16 protein-coding genes are annotated in these 17,956 nt (G+C 50.8%); 3 read left to right on the top strand and 13 right to left on the bottom strand.

Annotated elements, in window-relative coordinates:
• Window positions 1-16 precede the first annotated feature (16 nt).
• Both ACYX4J_RS22405 and ACYX4J_RS22400 read right to left on the bottom strand, forming a co-directional pair.
• Complete coding sequence (locus tag ACYX4J_RS22405; RefSeq protein ID WP_444895709.1) at window positions 17-664, bottom strand: SOS response-associated peptidase family protein; 648 nt, start codon at window positions 662-664, stop codon at window positions 17-19.
• A 14-nt stretch (window positions 665-678) separates the two neighbouring features.
• Window positions 679-927: a hypothetical protein gene (locus ACYX4J_RS22400; protein ID WP_413663771.1), complete on the bottom strand. Its 249-nt coding sequence runs from the start codon at window positions 925-927 to the stop codon at window positions 679-681.
• Window positions 928-1,230: 303 nt separating this feature from the next.
• Between ACYX4J_RS22400 and ACYX4J_RS22395 the strand changes: the two genes are divergently transcribed.
• Window positions 1,231-2,193, top strand: coding sequence for a right-handed parallel beta-helix repeat-containing protein (locus tag ACYX4J_RS22395; RefSeq protein ID WP_444895708.1), 963 nt, complete (start codon window positions 1,231-1,233; stop codon window positions 2,191-2,193).
• A gap of 84 nt (window positions 2,194-2,277) precedes the next feature.
• Here ACYX4J_RS22395 and map read toward each other — a convergent pair whose 3' ends face one another.
• A complete protein-coding gene (gene map, locus ACYX4J_RS22390; RefSeq protein ID WP_444892341.1) occupies window positions 2,278-3,063 on the bottom strand; it encodes a type I methionyl aminopeptidase in 786 nt (261 codons plus the stop codon).
• Entirely contained in the window at window positions 3,056-3,262 is a 207-nt protein-coding gene (locus ACYX4J_RS22385) for a ParD-like family protein (protein ID WP_413663773.1), read from the bottom strand. The genes map and ACYX4J_RS22385 overlap by 8 nt, the downstream gene beginning before the upstream one ends.
• Before the next feature lie 151 nt (window positions 3,263-3,413).
• On the opposite strand from ACYX4J_RS22385, the gene ACYX4J_RS22380 reads away from it, so the two are divergent.
• Entirely contained in the window at window positions 3,414-5,117 is a 1,704-nt protein-coding gene (locus ACYX4J_RS22380; RefSeq protein WP_413663774.1) for a phytoene desaturase family protein, read from the top strand.
• A gap of 43 nt (window positions 5,118-5,160) precedes the next feature.
• Here ACYX4J_RS22380 and ACYX4J_RS22375 read toward each other — a convergent pair whose 3' ends face one another.
• The 6 genes from ACYX4J_RS22375 to ACYX4J_RS22350 form a co-directional block, all read right to left on the bottom strand.
• Window positions 5,161-5,736, bottom strand: a complete 576-nt coding sequence (locus ACYX4J_RS22375; protein WP_444895706.1) for an OmpA family protein — start codon at window positions 5,734-5,736, stop codon at window positions 5,161-5,163.
• 86 nt (window positions 5,737-5,822) lie between these two features.
• Window positions 5,823-6,470 (bottom strand): HAD family hydrolase, encoded by a 648-nt coding sequence (locus tag ACYX4J_RS22370; RefSeq protein ID WP_282930693.1) that lies wholly within the window; start codon window positions 6,468-6,470, stop codon window positions 5,823-5,825.
• A 14-nt stretch (window positions 6,471-6,484) separates the two neighbouring features.
• Window positions 6,485-6,850: a hypothetical protein gene (locus ACYX4J_RS22365; protein WP_282930692.1), complete on the bottom strand. Its 366-nt coding sequence runs from the start codon at window positions 6,848-6,850 to the stop codon at window positions 6,485-6,487.
• Between the two features lie 44 nt (window positions 6,851-6,894).
• The gene (locus tag ACYX4J_RS22360) at window positions 6,895-7,641 is read right to left on the bottom strand and encodes a 16S rRNA (uracil(1498)-N(3))-methyltransferase (protein ID WP_476177580.1); all 747 of its coding nucleotides are present in this window, start codon (window positions 7,639-7,641) and stop codon (window positions 6,895-6,897) included.
• Window positions 7,642-7,772: 131 nt separating this feature from the next.
• Entirely contained in the window at window positions 7,773-10,904 is a 3,132-nt protein-coding gene (locus ACYX4J_RS22355; RefSeq protein ID WP_444895704.1) for an efflux RND transporter permease subunit, read from the bottom strand.
• Window positions 10,904-12,154: an efflux RND transporter periplasmic adaptor subunit gene (locus ACYX4J_RS22350; protein ID WP_444895703.1), complete on the bottom strand. Its 1,251-nt coding sequence runs from the start codon at window positions 12,152-12,154 to the stop codon at window positions 10,904-10,906. Before ACYX4J_RS22350 ends, ACYX4J_RS22355 begins: the two co-directional genes overlap by 1 nt.
• Before the next feature lie 294 nt (window positions 12,155-12,448).
• On the opposite strand from ACYX4J_RS22350, the gene ACYX4J_RS22345 reads away from it, so the two are divergent.
• Window positions 12,449-14,803 carry a Tex family protein gene (locus tag ACYX4J_RS22345; RefSeq protein WP_444895702.1) on the top strand — a complete coding sequence of 785 codons (2,355 nt, stop codon included), beginning with the start codon at window positions 12,449-12,451 and terminating at the stop codon, window positions 14,801-14,803.
• Window positions 14,804-14,867: 64 nt separating this feature from the next.
• Here ACYX4J_RS22345 and ACYX4J_RS22340 read toward each other — a convergent pair whose 3' ends face one another.
• The 3 genes from ACYX4J_RS22340 to ahcY all read right to left on the bottom strand — a co-directional run bounded on the left by ACYX4J_RS22340 (window position 14,868) and on the right by ahcY (window position 17,956).
• Entirely contained in the window at window positions 14,868-15,533 is a 666-nt protein-coding gene (locus ACYX4J_RS22340; protein ID WP_475709135.1) for a pseudouridine synthase, read from the bottom strand.
• A 151-nt stretch (window positions 15,534-15,684) separates the two neighbouring features.
• A complete protein-coding gene (gene metF / locus ACYX4J_RS22335; protein WP_475709134.1) occupies window positions 15,685-16,515 on the bottom strand; it encodes a methylenetetrahydrofolate reductase [NAD(P)H] in 831 nt (276 codons plus the stop codon).
• Window positions 16,516-16,579: 64 nt separating this feature from the next.
• Window positions 16,580-17,956, bottom strand: a complete 1,377-nt coding sequence (gene ahcY / locus ACYX4J_RS22330; protein ID WP_369974263.1) for an adenosylhomocysteinase — start codon at window positions 17,954-17,956, stop codon at window positions 16,580-16,582.

Here is a 17,956-nt window from a genome sequence, read left to right as displayed (position 1 = left end):
ATCCCAGGGCAAATAATTATTCAATTACGGGGATAGGGTCCCCGATATACTCCGTAGAAGTTGCCCTCAGCAAAGGATGAGCTGTAAGTATTTTCCCCGAATACTCAACGGACGGTTTCAGGAATGGGCCAAAATCTTCTGTCAACTCCGTACAATTTAACCAGGACTCTACAAAATCTGGGCGATTGGGCGCAATCATGGGAAGTGACTTTTCATGGTAGCGCTTAGTGGCTGGGTGGGAGTCCAAAGTAATGATTGAGCAACTGAGTAAATTTCCCCAGATTTTATACAAACCACAAAAGAAAAAAGGTTCACCATAACTGAATTCTACCGGGTACTTGCCACCTTGGCTTTCCACCCAGGCGGTAGCGGGTATTAAGCAACGGGACTTGCGATATTCCGGTCTGGAGTCCAGTTTCTTCCAATTACTGTTGATGGACCAGTATTTTTTATGGGGCCGCCAAGTATCACCATGCCTTTCAAGATAGAGATGCCAAATGGCATTTTCTATTTCAGCAGAACCCTTCCGAGTAGTTACAATAGACACCTGCTGGGTGGGCCTCCGGCGTCTACCGTAAATCATATGTCCGGCACCCCGAATGTCATAGGTATCGAGAAAACGCTCCATACCCGCATGATCACTGACATCAAAGACACTACACACCCAGAGCCTCCCACTTATCCCGCTGAACTGGTTTTTTCAGTATATTCGGACAGCCACCTTAAATTACTCTCGATCCCTCTCATCTGGCACAAGGTTAACTCCAATTCCTTGCGCAAATCCACTCCCACAGCAACAGAAAACCGACGTACGTACTTTTCATAGTTCAAAATACTAATCGCGTACATAGGGCGATTGTCATAACTGGACCTATAGCGGCAGATACGAATCGGTTCACTATCAAAAACTATAACTCTGGGGCGCATAATTAAACACCTACAATACTGTACAAAAATACAGTATATCTTCATTTGACGTGAACCTGTCAAGGAAACAGAAGACTGAAGTCACTGTCACCATTACACGAACGCAATACTTTCCTTAGGAATTCGACATAAATAATTGGCGCGCCAGCCACCAAACAAAAAAATAAATAAATCTAAAATTCTGATATAAAACAGAAAATAGATTCCAATTATATATTACAAAATTGGGATTAATTCCTATAAATTCGCAATTGGAACATAACGAATGTCATAGGAATACTCTCCACTTAAAAGGTACACATAATGAAAATACGTAACATTTACGCAACAGTTTTATTTTCAGGATTATTGAGTCCATTTTCTGTTTGGGCTATTGACTGTGGAGATATTATTACAACACCAACCACTCTGGATAGGGATTTGCTCTGTGTGATAACGGAACAAAATGAAGTCGCTTTAACCATAGAGGGTCCTAGTGGAAGCCTGAATATGGACGGCTTTCAGCTTACCTGTGATGATGAAGAGGCAACGGGGCAGGCCGGAATACTGTTAACTGGTATTGGAGCCCAGGTATATGGTGGGATCATTGCGGCCTGTCGAGACGGGGTCAATGCGGAAGGGGAAGGCTCACACAGTATTTATTCTATGGAAATCATTGATACGATATTCGATGCCATCTACATAGAATCCAATAACAGTATTGCCAGGGATAATATTATCACCAACAGCGATCGCGGCGATGGCATAGAATTAAATGGTAACACTAATACCGTAACTCGAAATACCATAACGGGTATTGATAACTCGGGCATTGAATTAAGAGGATCCTTTAACAATATTAGTTTTAATGAGATAAGTGGAAGTGGCAATCAGGGAATCGAAGTAAATGGGCAATTTACCAATGTCTTCTCTAATATAGTGACCAACGGATTAAATGATGGTATTGCCGTAGGGGAAGGAGATGAATCTGACAATGCTGATTTTTCTACCATCTCACTAAATAACGTCTCAGGAAATTCTGGTTTAGGTATTCCGATTAGGCTTTCCTCAAATACTCTAGTAACTCAAAATACCGTAGAGAGTAATGGCGAAGGAGGTATCGGTATCTTTGTTGAGGGTAGTGAATTTAACAAGATTGTTCGAAATACCTCTCTCAATAACTCACCTTACGATTTGGAAGATGATACCGATCCGGGCGATTGCAGCGGCACCAATACTTGGGTCTTTAACACGTTTACCGCAGCAGAACCTGCATGCCTGGATTAAAATATCTATTGAAAACAGTGGGTAGCGAAAATGTAAAGTGTCTCGCTACCCATTGCTATCTACCTAACGATCACTAATTGGCCGCTATTTAATCTTAGAAGATCGCTCTTCATCCCTAAGCGTTAACACTTCATAGCCGTCACCGGTTACCAAAATCGTATGCTCCCATTGAGCCGATAGCTTTTTATCCTTAGTTACTACAGTCCAGCCATCTTTCTTAAGTTTAGTTTTACGATTTCCCTGATTGATCATGGGCTCAATGGTAAATGTCATTCCCTCCTGCAAAACTTCACCGGAACCAGGCCGCCCAAAGTGAAGAACCTGCGGGGCCTCGTGCATTTCCCGGCCAATACCATGACCACAATATTCCCGTACGACACTGAATCCGTTGCGCTCGGTATGGCGCTGGATTGCATTGCCGATATCACCAAAAGTAACTCCCGGCTTTACCGTGGCAATACCGGCCCACATAGCTTCATAGCAGGTGGTTACCAGTTTTCTGGCAATAGGGGTCACGGTACCGATGCTATACATTTTGCTGGAATCCGCAATATAGCCAGATTTCTCCAGGGTAATATCCACATTGATGATATCTCCCTCCCGCAGTAGCTGCTTATCGCTCGGCATGCCGTGACAGACTACTTCATTGACTGAGGTGTTCAGGGCGTAGGGATAATCATATTGCCCCTTGCTGGCGGGGCGAGCATTGAGTTCATTGACAATAAATTCTTCTACCCGCTCATTAATTTGCATTGTCGAGACCCCCGGTTCAATAAAGGAGTCCAGCATGGCAAATACACGGCTCAACAATTGACCCGATTGGCGCATTAACTCCTGCTCATCAGGAGTCTTTATTTTTATTTCACTCACGTGTCAGCTCTTCCAGGGTTAATGCCTGATTGCGCAGCAACTTCTTACACAAGTCGCTGTAGCTTAATTCCGGGTTCAGCTCCGCCAGCATCCCAATCTTGATCCAGTACTCCGCCTGGGAATTAATTGAACGGGCCATCACCGTACTGGCCTTGCGAATCTCATCGTGTAGCTCATCGGATATCTTGACGATGCCCATAACTATTACCTTGATATGCTTTATATGCAAATTGTATACGCGATATATAAAGGTGCACAATAGATATACAGAATATTAATATGCAACTTATTGCATAGCTCGATAGGGGGCGCTATGGTTGAGGAATAAAAACAATAGTGGCGAGGCCATCATGACAGAGACCCCTGAGAAGAAGCGCAGTGCCCCAAAACCAAGCCGGCTGCGTATTGGTCGGCGCTATCGCCCGAGCCGCCTAGAAGGCAATTACGACGCCATTATCATTGGCTCAGGCATTGGCGGTCTGACTTGTGCTGCGATGCTCAGTGCCATGGGCAAGAAAGCACTTGTCCTTGAGCAACACTACACTGCCGGGGGATACACCCACGCCTATGACCGCAATGGTTATGAGTGGGATGTCGGCGTCCACTATATCGGCGATGTGGGCGAACACCCCACCATGACCCGCAAGATCTTCGACTTTATTTCCAATAACCAGTTGCACTGGGCGCCAATGGACAGCACCTATGACCGCATCTGTATTGGCGATAAACAATACGACCTGAAAGCCGGCCGCCAGCAATTTATCGATGAGTTGGTCAGCCACTTCCCCGATGAGCGCGCGAATATCGAGGAGTACCTGCAACGGCTGAATGTGGTTGCCAAAGCCATGCAGCGACTGGCAATGGAAAAAATGCTGCCCTCCTGGTGTGGGCCTTTTATTCGCCTGTGGAGAAAGCTGCGCGAACCCGCCTGGCTCAATAAAACCACCCGCGAAGTTCTCAGTGGAATCACCAGCAATGAAAAGCTGATCTCTGTACTGACAGGGCAGTGGGGTGATAATGGCATGACCCCATCCGAGGGCAGCTTTATTATTCACGCCCTGATCGCCAAGCATTATCTCTATGGCGGTTACTATCCTGTCGGCGGCGCCAGCAAAATCTCCGAAACGATTATTCCCCAAATCCAGGCCAGTGGTGGAGATGTATTTACCTATGCCAAGGTGGAAACCATCCTGATGAATGGGGATCAGGTTCGCGGTGTAAGAATGTCCGACGGACATGAAATCGAAGCGCCATTAGTTGTCTCCGGCGCAGGGGTATTTAATACCTTCGAGAAGCTGTTACCGCGCAGCACCAGTGAGCGCATGGGATATATCCGCGACCTGGACACCGTCAACCGCTCCATGTCTCACCTGTGTCTGTATATTGGCTTGGAAAAAACTGCGGAAGAATTAAACCTGCCCAAGACTAATTACTGGATCTATTCCAGCGATCAGTACGAAGAGGATATGCAGGCCTTTATCGACGATCAGGATAAGGAAATACCGTTAGTCTATATTTCGTTCCCGTCTGCGAAAGACCCCACCTTTACCCAGCGCTACCCGGGCCGCGCCACTATCGAAATTGTGGCACCGGCCAACTACGATTGGTTTGCCCAGTGGCACGACAAGCCTTGGGGCAAGCGGGGAGATGATTACGAGGACCTGAAGGAGGCATTTAGCCAGCGCCTGCTGGAGCATTTGTATAAGCACATGCCGCAGTTGCGTGGGGAAATCGATTACTACGAGCTTTCAACCCCGTTATCCACGGATTATTTCTGCTTCTATCCACGGGGAGAGATCTACGGACTGGATCACGATCCCAACCGCTTTGAGCAATCCTGGCTGAGACCCAAAAGCCGGGTCAAAGGGCTCTACCTTACCGGGCAGGATGTGATGAGCTGCGGCGTAGCCGGTGCAATGATCTCCGGTATGCTCACAGCGCAGAGTATTATTGGATTGCGTCAAACTGGAAAATTAATGAAGAAAATATTTTCCAACCAAGCCCCAAAGGCGCCGGTAAATTCCAGTGAGGAATTGGGTAATGCCTCTAGCTGAGACACTATCCTAAGCTAGCTCTTCACCTGCAAGCTGTTCGGGGTTAGCGCCTCGGCAGTTTGCTGGGTACACGATCAAAATTTAGTACCCGGATCATCAGGCGGCGGTTCTCCCGCTTGCCTTTCTCTGTCTCATTATCCGCAATCGGATCGGTATCGCCGTAGCCCTGGGCTTCCATACGGTCAGCGGAGACGCCCCGCTCTATCAGGAAATGCTTTACCCAATCCGCTCTGCGCTGGGACAGGCTGAGATTCTTCTTCGCATCGCCGCCACTGTCTGTATGCCCCTCAATGGAGATTCGCATCTCTGAAAAATCGCGCATGATCACCAGCAAGGCTTCCAGATCGGCAATAGTTTCTATGCGGGGGGCAAAACCGCCGGGATCGAACTCCAGGCGCAGGCGGAACGTGTCTCCGATGGACCGGTTATTTCCCCGTAAAAACCTCACCAGCTCATCGGCAAAGGGGGCCGCTTCTCGGGCAGTCTTCTCACTGTCACCTGACTGTATTCCATCGACAGGCTCGAGCGTATATTTCTTTGGGGATTCGGACTGGTCACAGCCCACCAGAGTAAAGGCCAATAAGAATAGGCAACTGGCAGACAAGAATTTACCCGCCATAGGTACAGCTTCCGGTTTCTCGACGTCAAATTCAGTGTAGAACAGCGAAAGCGCTGATCAACCGGAAGTCTCGGCCACTGAGGCCATTAAATAAAATTTAGAACTGCCATCATGTCAGTGACTACCCGGGCACCCTGCTGTTCCAGCTGGGGGCCCCGCACTGGGTGAGCGCTGTAGCCAACCACGCGCATACCTGCAGAGACCGCCGCAGAGACACCGGCAATGGAGTCCTCCACTACCAGACAGCGCTCCGGCGCCACCCCCATAGCATCTGCCGCGTGCAGGAACAGCTCTGGCCAGGGCTTGCCCCGGGATACATCGTCGGCACTAAAAATCCGCCCGTCGAAATAATCGTACAAACCGGTCTTATTCAGTGTCAGCTGCATTTTCTGGTGAGAGCCCGAGGAGGCCACGCAGCTGCGCAGACCCAGCTGTTGCAGTTGGTCGAGCAGGCCTTCAATACCCACAACCGGCTGTAATTCCTGCTGGAACGCCTCGCGGATACGCCGCTCCGTATTGCCAAAATAATTATCCGGTAGTGGTCCGCCAAAGCGCTTCTCGATTTCCACCAAGCAGTCCCTGGCCGGGCGACCGCTGAATTGCTCGTCCAGTTCCTCGGCGGTGGTCTGCAAGCCCAGGCGATTCATTTCCTCTGCCAATATGCGACAGACGATGCTCTCGCTGTCTACCAGCACACCATCACAGTCAAAAATAATTAAATCGGTAGAAGACATGGGAACCTACATCGTTAACGCGCAGAGAGCAGCATCAGGCCGAGGATGACACCGATGACGCCGCTAATACGCAGGAAATTTTCATTGCCACGGGAAATTTTAACCGCTAATTCTTTGCCCCGCTCAAAACCAATTTGCAGCATATAGGCACCACTCAATAGCACCAGTACGCCGAGGGCATTGAACAAAATATACCAGTGGCGAGTGTCTGCAATTAGTAAAAGGATCAGGCCAATAATAATTCGCGCCCAGGCGGAGAGGGCATAGCCGGTTTCGTTAAGCCGTTCGCTGAGGCTTTGTGCCAGTTTCGGCTTGGCAATAATCGCCAGTGATAACACAACGATGACAATGCCCAACAACCAGATAAATGCTTTTATCATGCTCTTCTCTCCCTGAATACTCTCGAGTCCAATCCTTCAGTGACTTACAAATCACCCCATTGAAATTGCAATACCGACAATGCCGCTATCGGCGCTGTCTCAGTACGCATCACCCTTGGTCCCAAACGCAGAGGCATAAAATCCTGCGCCAGTGCCGCATCGATTTCCACCTGCGATAGCCCGCCTTCTGGACCTACCAGTAGCAGGGCGGATTCCGGTGTACCGCGCTCCGCCTGCCATTGGCGCAGATCCAGCTCGGTGCGGTGATGCAGTACCAACTTGGCTTGGGGCTCAGCTTCAGCAGATTCATTCTGTAAATACTGCGCCAGCTTTATTGGTTCGGCAATCTCCGGCACCCGGTTGCGCTCACACTGCTCACAGGCACTGATAGCAATCTGGCGCCAGTGACCCAGTTTTTTCTGTAAGCGGTCCCCGGACAGCTTCACTTCACAACGTTCGGTAAACAGCGGCTGTATCGCCGCCACTCCCAGCTCAGTAGCTTTCTGTATCACCCAATCGAAGCGATCGCCACGGGAAATACCGATCGCCAGAGTCAGTGCCAACGGTGACTGGCGATCCCCTGCACAGTACTCTCCCGTGTGCGCGCGCGCCCGTTTGCCGGTCTCGATCAACTCCGCCGTGTACTCACCGCCATTGCCGTCAAAAAGAACTAAAGGGTGGCCCGCATTCAAGCGAAGTACTTTTACCAGGTGACGGGAAGCCAGCTCATCCAGGTCTACTTCTTGATCGGAAGCCAGAGGCTGCTTGGAAAAAATACGCGGGATGCGCATGGGAGAATCCTATTCAAACACCATAAAAAAGCCGACAGGAATGTCGGCATTTTGCTGGCAGTTAGTTTAGGCATTTATACCCCAAAGGCGCAATGGTGAAGGCGATCCACCATTGCGCCCGGATACCTGCTCTACACAGTCTCCAATGAGACTGGGGTATCGTCTTCTACTGCAACTTTGTGCTTCGGGCGTAACCTCTCAATAACTTTGTACAGGTTGGGGACCAAGATCAAAGTCACTGCCGTTGCAAACAGAACGCCGAATGCCAGGCTGATTACCATCGGGATCAGGAACTGGGCCTGGATTGAACGCTCGAACATAATCGGTACCAGACCGATAAAGGTAGTAATCGAGGTCAGGATAATCGGGCGGAAACGATCCCGGCCCGCGTGTACTACCGCATCCATCACCGCCATACCCTGAGCGCGCAGCTGATTAATGCGATCCATCAATACCAGGTTGTCGTTCACAACCACACCCGCCGCTGCGAGGAAGCCGAGCATCGACATAATGCTGATGTTGTGCCCCATCAACAGGTGGCCAACTAGGGCACCGAAGAACCCAAACGGCACAGCAGTAAGGATCAGCAACGGCTGAGAGTAGGAGCGGAAAGCAATCGCCAGCAGCGCATAAATGCCGAACAGGGACAATACGAAGAAGGCCAGGATAGCACCGTTAAACTCTTCCTCTTCCTGCATTTCCCCAGCGGTTCTCAGGGAGAAACCGGGGAACTGGCGCTCCAGCTCAGGTACCAGGGTCTCGCGCATATCCTTAAGGATATCCTGCGCGCTGGAAGTATTCGGCGTTATTTCGGCAAATACCCGCACGGTGCGCTCGCGATCGTTGCGGCGAATCGTGGTATAGCCCGGCACGTAAACTGCCTCGGCCACCGCTGAGAAAGGTACTTCCCCGTCGTTGGTGCGAATGCGGATGCGGTCCATCTGCTCTTCGCTGGCGCGCTCCTCCATGGGGTAGCGAACCATTACGCGAACATCCTCACGACCACGTGGGATACGTTGAACCTCCTCACCGTAGAAACCCTGACGAACCTGCCTGGCCACGTCTGCCAAGTTAATACCCATCGTAGTGGCATAGGGTTTCAGCTGGATCTCAATATCGCGACGGGCACTGGTCAGGTTATCCCGCACATCATAAACACCGACATAACTATCCAGTTTTTCCTTAACCAAATCAGCAGCAGCGCGCAGTTCACCCATATCCCCTGAGGCAGTGCTCAGGTTCAGGCTCATACCATTACTGCTATTGTTGATGCTCGCATCAATATTCATGTCCTCGACGCTAGCCGGCAGCTCGCCAATCAATTCGCGCCAACGCAACGCTAAAGACTCGGAGGTGACATCACGCATCTCTCCATCGGTAAGCTGCAAGGTTACATAAATATTGCCACGCCAATTGAAAACCAGGGAGTTCTGCAAGAAAGACTCGCCCTTGTTCTGCTCCAGCATTCCCTCATCGGTTTCCAACTTATCAGCGGCGGTGAGTACCTGCTCCATTACCCGTTCAGCTTCACTGAAGGGTTCACCTGAGGCCATAGAAATTCGCAATTGCAATAAATCGGAGGGGACCTGGGGTGAGAATGAAGAGCCCACATAACCACTCTGGAAAACAGCGATCGACAAACCCAGTGCCAACATAAAGCTCATCACTGTGGTGCGGCTATTGCTAAGGGACTTTTCCAGCAAAGGTAGGTAGTACTTATCTCCGGCCGTCTTCATCGCACCGGCAAAACTTCTACGTACGTTTTGTAATTTAATTCCCAAAGTCGATCTGGCAGGTTTCTCTGGCTTCATGCCCACCAAGTGAGCCGGCAGGATCAACAGGGATTCCACCAGGGAGAAGACCAGACACAGCAGTACCACCACCGGCAAGGCCAGCATCATCTGTGCAGTAATGCCGGGTAGAAACAGCATGGGGATAAAGAACACCATGGTGGAGGTCACGGCGAAAATTACCGGGGAAGCTACCTGCTTCACCCCTTGCTCAGCTGCAGCTAAGCCAGATTCACCTCTATCGTGGGCAGCATGCACTGCCTCCCCCACAATGATGGCATCGTCCACCACAATCCCGAGTATTAACAGGAAGGCGAACAATGACAGCATATTTAGGCTGACGCCGGTCACCGGCAACAGCCAGAAAGCACCCAGGAAAGCGACAACAATGCCCACGGTTACCCACATGGCCAGAGCCGGGCGCAGGAACAGCATCAGCATGACAAACACCATGGCAAAACCGCTCAGGGCATTGGTAGTCAGCAGATTCATGCGGCCTTCAAATGCCTTGGAGAAGTCGAACCAGACATCCAGTTCCATGCCCGGTGGCAATTGCTCGCGAGTCTCCTCCAGGAACGCTTTTATTCGCTCAGCGGTTTTCACCACATCCAGGGGCTCGCCCTGAATAATGCGAAGGTTCATGGCGGGATTGCCATTAAAGCGAATAACGTTGTTGTATTCCTCAAAGCCATCGCGCACTGTCGCTACATCGCGCAGCAACAATACAGAGCCATCGGCACGGCTAACTACGGGGATACGCTCGAAGTCTTCAGCGGTATAGGCCTGGCCACGAGTTTGCACCTGTATATCACCGCGATCCGAGCGCACCATGCCGGCAGGCAAATCCAGGGAGGAGCGGCGCACTGCGTCGGCAACCTGGTTAAAGCTCAAGTTGTAACGGCGTAAATCCAGCTCGGAAACTTCAATGGATAACTCGTCTGGTCGATCACCCCAAACATCAACTCTGCGCACACCGGAAATCAGGTTGAGTTTATCGCGCAAATCCAGGGTGGTTTCCTTGAGCTGACGCTCAGAAACTGGCCCACCAATGGCGATCATCATTAACTCGGCGTTGGCTTCAATCAAGCGAATAACGGGACGCTCAATACCGTCGGGAAAGGTGTTGATACTATCCACCTGAACCTTAATATCGTTGAGCAATCGCAGCTCGTCGTAGCCATCCATCGCCTGGATTTCAATAGAGGCACTACCCCGTCGGGAAGCAGAATTTACCTCCTTAATACCCTTTACTTCGGAGATAGCCTCCTCAACCCGAACGGTTACCTGCTGCTCCACCTCTGCCGGACCGGCGCCGGGGTAAGAGATATTAACCTCTACAATCCCCAGCTGCAGCGTGGGAAACACCTCCCGGTCGATACTCATAAGGCCAAAGATTCCGCCGATGATTATCATAATCATCAGCAGGTTTGCGGCTTTGCTATTGCGCGCAAACCACGGGATGATTCCGCTCATCACTTGCCTCCCTGGGAAGCATTGCTAACACCACCGGCATCACCAGCAGCGGATACTGTAGAGGGATCTGCTGAATCCTCAGGAAGACTCCCCAGGCCCGCTGGCCGCTCATTGAGGGGGTTAGCGGTAAGTACCATACCCTCACGGGAGTAGCCCAAGCTTGAAACAATCACTCGGTCACCCATAGCAATATCCCCGCGGAGCCAGATTCTGTCACCGATGGTTTGTAACAGCTCAACAGTTTTGTAGATCAGCTGGCTCTCGTCATTCAGAACCAACAAGTGATCTCCTTCATGTAGTGCCTGACGGGGCAGCTCCACAACATCATCAAAGGTTCTACCGGCAATATCTGCCTCAACAAACAGGCCATTCATCAGCGGTACATCCCCTGCATAGGGCTTCTGCACCTGGGCAACAGCAAAAATAAAGCGGCTGTTAGGATCAATACTCGCTTCGGTTCGCACCAATTGCGCACGCCACTCGTGTTCACGTCCAGCCACAACAGCTTTCAGACGCACAGCGGGGCCATTCTCAATAGTTTTACCCAGGGGAAGATCGAGCAACGCCAGTTGCTGGTCGGTCAGAGGGAGGCGGACTTCAGCGATACCGGTGCTGTGAATTTTTGCCAGAGGGGTGCCGGGGGTAATGTACTGTCCCAGGTCGACAAAAGTCTCAACTACACGACCTGCAAAGGGGGCTTTGAGTGATGTGCGCTCCAAATCCAGCTTTGCCTGGTCGCGGTCAGCTCTCGCGGCTTCCACTGCAGCCTGGGCAGCTTCGAGATGGGGTTTGCGCAGGAACAGTGCATTGGCCGCTTCAGACCCCAGGTCACGCCACTCGCGCTTAGCTTGCTTGGCATGGCCCTGCTCCTGAGCCAGGGCGGACTTGGCATTTGCCAGTTGCGATTCTGCGCGAGTGACCTGGTAGCGATAGTCTGCTTGCTCAAGCTGTAATAAACGGGCGTCTTTATTGAAGAAGCCACCGGGAACAAATGCCTCATCCACGCTTTCGATCACACCGCCGACTCGCGCGATCACATCAATTTCATGGCGGGCATGAACGGTTCCCTGGCTGGGTACCAATAGTGTCTGGCGACGGGGTTCTATATAGAGAACATCGGCCATTGGCGGTACCACCACCTCTGGCGGTTTTTCCTCCGGCTTCGGTTTCAATACAACCACCGCAGCAATAACAGCCACCCCGACTAACAATACAATGAATAACAGCTTGTTTTTACTCGAGACTTTCACAGGTACCCTCTACCCCGTTCCCTGACCTGAATTGGTCAAATTTTAGTTAGTACGCATTCTACTGGAGTTCGACGCACATAAGAGGCAATTTGGATGCAGACTGCCGCACAAGTTTGTGCCCTGCCGCAAACCTTCCTCGCTGCGCTCGGGTAACGCATAATGCCGACCCAAAATTACTCCTGTAAGGGCCCTCTCGTTTACCCGCCAAATACCACGGAAACTGAAAGGCTACTTACTGGTCCAACATCGCCCTTAACGGTACGAAATTTCCCGGAAAACGGATGTAAACATCAAATGCTGGATATCAACGTTCGCATCGCCGAAGAACTCAATGTCAGACCACAACAGGTTACCGCCGCAGTATCCCTGCTCGATGAAGGAGCCACAGTCCCATTTATTGCGCGCTACCGGAAAGAGGTGACAGGGGCCCTGGACGACACCCAGCTGCGCACCCTGGAAGATCGGCTGCGCTATCTGCGTGAACTGGAAGAGCGCCGCGCTGCCATCCTGAAAAGTATCGATGAGCAGGGCAAGCTTACTCCGGAGTTGTCACAACAAATCAACAGTGCTGACACCAAGAACCGCCTCGAAGACCTCTACCTCCCCTACAAACCCAAGCGCCGCACCAAAGGACAAATCGCCATCGAGGCTGGACTGGAGCCACTGGCCGATGCACTGACCAACAACCCCTCCCTCGACCCTGCAGCTGAAGCAGAGCAATACCTCAATACCGACAACGAAGACGCCTCCCTTCACATCAAAGACATCAAAGCCGCTCTGGATGGAGCCAAATTTATCCTGATGGAACGTTTTGCCGAAGACGCCGAGCTGCTGGGCAAGCTGCGTGAATTCCTCAAGCGCGACGGACAGGTGAAATCCAAACTGCTCGAAGGCAAAGAAGAGGAAGGGGCCAAGTTCCGCGACTATTTTGAATACGCCGAAGACTGGTCCAAGGTGCCCTCCCACCGCGCCCTGGCTATTTTCCGCGGCCGCAACGAAGGCGTACTCGCCATCAGCGTGGGCCTCGCCGAAGAAGAAGGGGCTTCCCCAACCGCCAGCCACCCCTGCGAAGCCATGATTGCCCGCCATGTGGATATCACCGATGAAGGTCGTCCTGCAGACAAATGGCTCGGCGAAGTGGTGCGCTGGACCTGGCGAATCAAGCTGCTGACCGCACTGGAAACTGACCTGATGGGTGAGCTGCGCGAGAAAGCAGAAGAGGAGGCCATCAAGGTATTCTCCCGCAACCTGAAAGACCTGCTGCTAGCAGCTCCGGCCGGGCAAAAAGCCACCATCGGCCTGGACCCGGGCCTGCGCACCGGGGTCAAGGTCGCCGTGGTCGATGCCACTGGCAAGATACTCGATCACACCGCCATATTCCCCAACCCGCCACAGAATCGTCACCAGGAGTCTGCAGCAGTTATTGCCGCCCTGTGTAATAAATACAATGTGGGCCTGATCGCCATCGGTAACGGCACCGCCAGCCGTGAGACCGACAAATTTGTCGGGGAAACCATTAAACAATACAAGCTGACGGCTCAAAAAGTTGTGGTTAACGAAGCCGGTGCTTCCGTTTACTCCGCCTCTGAATTTGCTGCGCGGGAATTCCCAGATCTTGACGTGACTATCCGTGGAGCTATCTCCATCGCCCGCCGTCTGCAGGACCCGTTGGCAGAATTGGTGAAAATCGAGCCCAAATCCATTGGTGTTGGCCAGTATCAGCACGACGTTTCCCAGACTCAACTGGCTCGCTCATTGGATGCCGTGGTTGAGGACTGTGTAAACGGTGTCGGCGCTGAGCTGAACTCCGCCTCTGCACCGCTGCTGGCTCGGGTTTCCGGCCTGACTGCATCTATTGCCAACAATATTGTCAGCTACCGCGACCAGAACGGCGCTTTCAAAAATCGCAAGCAACTGATGGAAGTTCCGCGTTTAGGACCCAAGGCATTTGAACAGGCCGCCGGCTTCCTGCGTATTAATAACGGTGAAAATCCGCTGGACAAATCCGGTGTACACCCCGAGTCCTATATCGTGGTTAAACGCATTGCCGAAAAAAATAGCCGTGAAATTAACAGCCTTATCGGCGACTCCGGCTTTCTGCGCCGGCTGAATCCGGCAGACTATACCGACGAAAAATTCGGTGTACCTACCGTTACCGATATTATCGCCGAACTGGAAAAACCTGGCCGAGACCCGCGCCCGGAATTCCGCACGGCAAAATTTGAAGAGGGCGTAGAAGAAATAAAAGACCTACGCCCAGCAATGGTACTCGAGGGGACTGTCACCAACGTCACCAACTTCGGTGCTTTTGTGGATATCGGTGTTCACCAGGATGGCTTGGTACATATCTCTGCACTTTCAGAGAAGTTCGTTAAAGACCCTCACGAAGTCGTAAAAGCCGGTGATATTGTCAAAGTTAAAGTGATGGAAGTGGACGTTGCCCGCAAACGTATCGGCCTTTCCATGCGTTTATCTGACGAGCCCGGTGAGCAGGGTAGTGGCGGTATTAAAAAGGGTGACCAGCGCGAAAACCGCCAAGCCCAGCGCTACAACAAGCAGCAGGGCAACCGCTCCCAGAAAGGGGGCCAAGGCAATGGCCGTGGCAGCATGGGTGATATTTTGATGGCGGCGATGAAGAATAAAAAATAACCGATAGAAAGGGCGGCCAAATGGCCGCCCTTTTTATATCTCTCTGACAGCCCCTCTTGCCATATTATTCAATTAAAAACTCTCCGGGCAACTCGCTAGTAAAATACAAAGCTTCTCCACTTACAGGGTGAGAAAATTTCAGCTCGCTAGCATGTAACAGTAGCCTCGAAGCCCCCTTCAACGCACCAGGGTGGGCATAAAAGGGGTCCCCCAATATTGGATGTCCTATTGCCTGCATATGCACCCGGAGTTGGTGAGAGCGCCCAGTAACTGGCATAAGTCGAATCAAGCTACTGTTTTCAGAGCTGGAGACTTTCTCCCAGCGGGTTAGAGATGGCTTGCCCTCGGCAAAATCTACTTTTTGCCTCGGCCTATTTGGCCAGTCACAAATAAGCGGCAAATCCACTTCACCACTTACATTTTCAGGCACACCCCATACCCGCGCATAGTAGGCTTTCTCGACTTCACGATTTTGAAATAAAGTACTCAGTGCCTTATGTACCTCAACACTGCGTGCCATTACGATTAGTCCTGAAGTATCCATATCCAATCGATGGACAGTTAATGCATCTGGATATAGTGATTGCGCTCGACCAGCTAAACTGTCTTTATGATCAGCGCTTCTTCCCGGAACACTAAGAAGCCCACTGGGTTTTTCTAAGATGAGTAGTGCTTCATCCTCATATAGTATTGAGAGGAATGGTTTCAGGGGGGGATTATAATTCCGCACTTATACCAACCTACCGGAATTTAAAAATATTTCAGATGGCCCAGAAAAGATACTAAATTTCCAGCCAGTAAACTCTGAACAAACGATATGAAAATTTCAGTCAATGTTTCATAAACAGAAAACTCGAAAGCAATAGCTTTCGAGTTTTCAATTAAAGCTTGAGGTTTTTCAAAATCTTAGTAACGATTGCATCCTGATTCATTGTGTAAAAATGTAAACCTGGTGCCCCCCCTTCTAATAAGGTCTCGCAGAGGTCGGTAACAACCTCTAATCCAAGCTTTCGAACGTCTTCAGGATTACGGAAGCTTTCCATGCGTTTAACCAACCACCTCGGAATTTCTGCACCACAATTGCGAGAGAAACGCACAAGGTTGGCAAAATTAGCTATCGGCATAATGCCTGGATAAATGGGCGCATCGATACCCGCCTTTTCACACTGATCAATAAAGTAGAAATAGGAATCCGGGTTATAGAAATATTGAGTCAGAGCGCTATTAGCACCTGCCTCAAATTTACCTTTTAAATAGCGAATATCATCATCATAGCTGTTCGACTCCGGGTGGATCTCTGGATAAGCAGCTACTTCAAGATGAAATTGATCACCGGTATGTCGGCGAATAAAGGCGACTAATTCATTCGCATAAACCAGTTGCGCCACTGCACCCATGCCCGACGGCATATCACCACGCAGTGCAACTATTCGATTAATTCCCGCCTCTTTATAATCATTTAACAAACCCAGTATTGTCTCTTCATTATCACCACCAAACGACAAATGAGGAGCAATTGAAATACCATCTCGCCGCATATTGGTCACAATACTCGACGTTGTCTCTCTTGTGGTACCACCGGCACCATAAGTTACAGAGAAGAATTCAGGGTTAAATGCCTGCAGCGCTTCACGAGTTTTGTATAGTTTCTCGCGACCCTCTGGCGTTTTGGGAGGGAAAAATTCGAAACTTATGCGAATGGAGTCTTTCATTATATTTCTCCAACCCCGCACAATTCAGGTGCCGGCGATACCGGCACCTTTTAGTTAGGGGTGATTAGTACTTATAACTTTCAGGTTTGAACGGACCTTCAACTGAAACACCGATATAGTTAGCTTGTTGCTCGGTCATACGGGTAATAACACCACTAAAACCCTCAACCATATAGCGTGCAACTTCTTCATCCAGGTGCTTGGGCAGTACTTTTACATACAGCGCTGAAGTTTTTTGATCTGCCGGTAAGTCGGCAAACTTTTCTTTGAACAAATGGATCTGGGCGAGAACCTGGTTGGCAAAAGAGCCATCCATGATGCGACTCGGATGGCCAGTAGCGTTGCCAAGGTTTACCAGGCGGCCTTCAGACAGCAGCAGCAAGTGATCATTGGTTTCGCTATTGCGAACCACCTTATGTACCTGAGGCTTAACTTCCTGCCACTCCCAGTTTTCACGCATAAAGGCGGTGTCGATTTCATTATCGAAGTGACCAATATTACAAACCACCGCACCACTCTTCAGGGCGGAAAGCATGTGGGCATCGCAAACGTTTACGTTGCCAGTTGTAGTAACAATCAGGTCTGTATTGGCCAGCAGCTGCTTGTTAATCCCCTCAGCGGTACCGGTATTAACGCCGTCGATGTAGGGGGAAACCAGCTCAAAGCCGTCCATACAAGCCTGCATTGCACAGATCGGGTCCACTTCAGAAACCCGTACGATCATGCCTTCCTGGCGCAGGGATGCTGCGGAACCTTTACCTACGTCGCCGTAACCAATAACCAGCGCTCGCTTACCAGAGAGCAAGTGGTCAGTGGCGCGCTTGATGGCGTCGTTGAGACTGTGGCGACAGCCATATTTGTTGTCGTTCTTGCTCTTGGTCACAGCGTCATTGACGTTGATCGCAGGAATCTTCAAGGTGCCTTCGCGCAGCATATCCTGCAGGCGGTGTACGCCAGTGGTGGTCTCTTCACTCACACCGTGGCAAGCATCGAGAAGTTGCGGGTATTCGCGGTGCAGCAACTCAGTGAGGTCGCCACCGTCATCCAAAATAATATTGGGTTGCCAGCCGGCAACATCGGCACCAATAGTGCGCTCAAGGCACCACTCATACTCTTCTTCAGTTTCACCTTTCCACGCAAATACGGGGATTCCGCGCGCAGCAATGGCAGCAGCAGCGTGGTCCTGGGTGGAGAAAATATTACAAGAGGACCAGCGAACTTCAGCGCCCAGCGCGACCAGAGTTTCGATCAGCACTGCAGTCTGGATTGTCATGTGGATACAGCCCATGATACGGGCACCCGCCAGCGGCTGCTCTGCGCGGTATTTCTCACGCAGGGTCATCAGTGCCGGCATTTCACCTTCTGCAATTTCAATTTCACGGCGCCCCCACTCGGCCAGGGAAATGTCCGCGATTTTGTAATCTTTAAATTCAGTGCTCAT

This window comes from Microbulbifer sp. ABM4_008, assembly GCF_056311705.1.
Note: the sequence above shows the minus strand (reverse complement) of the source record. Positions and strands in the feature narration are given on the sequence as shown.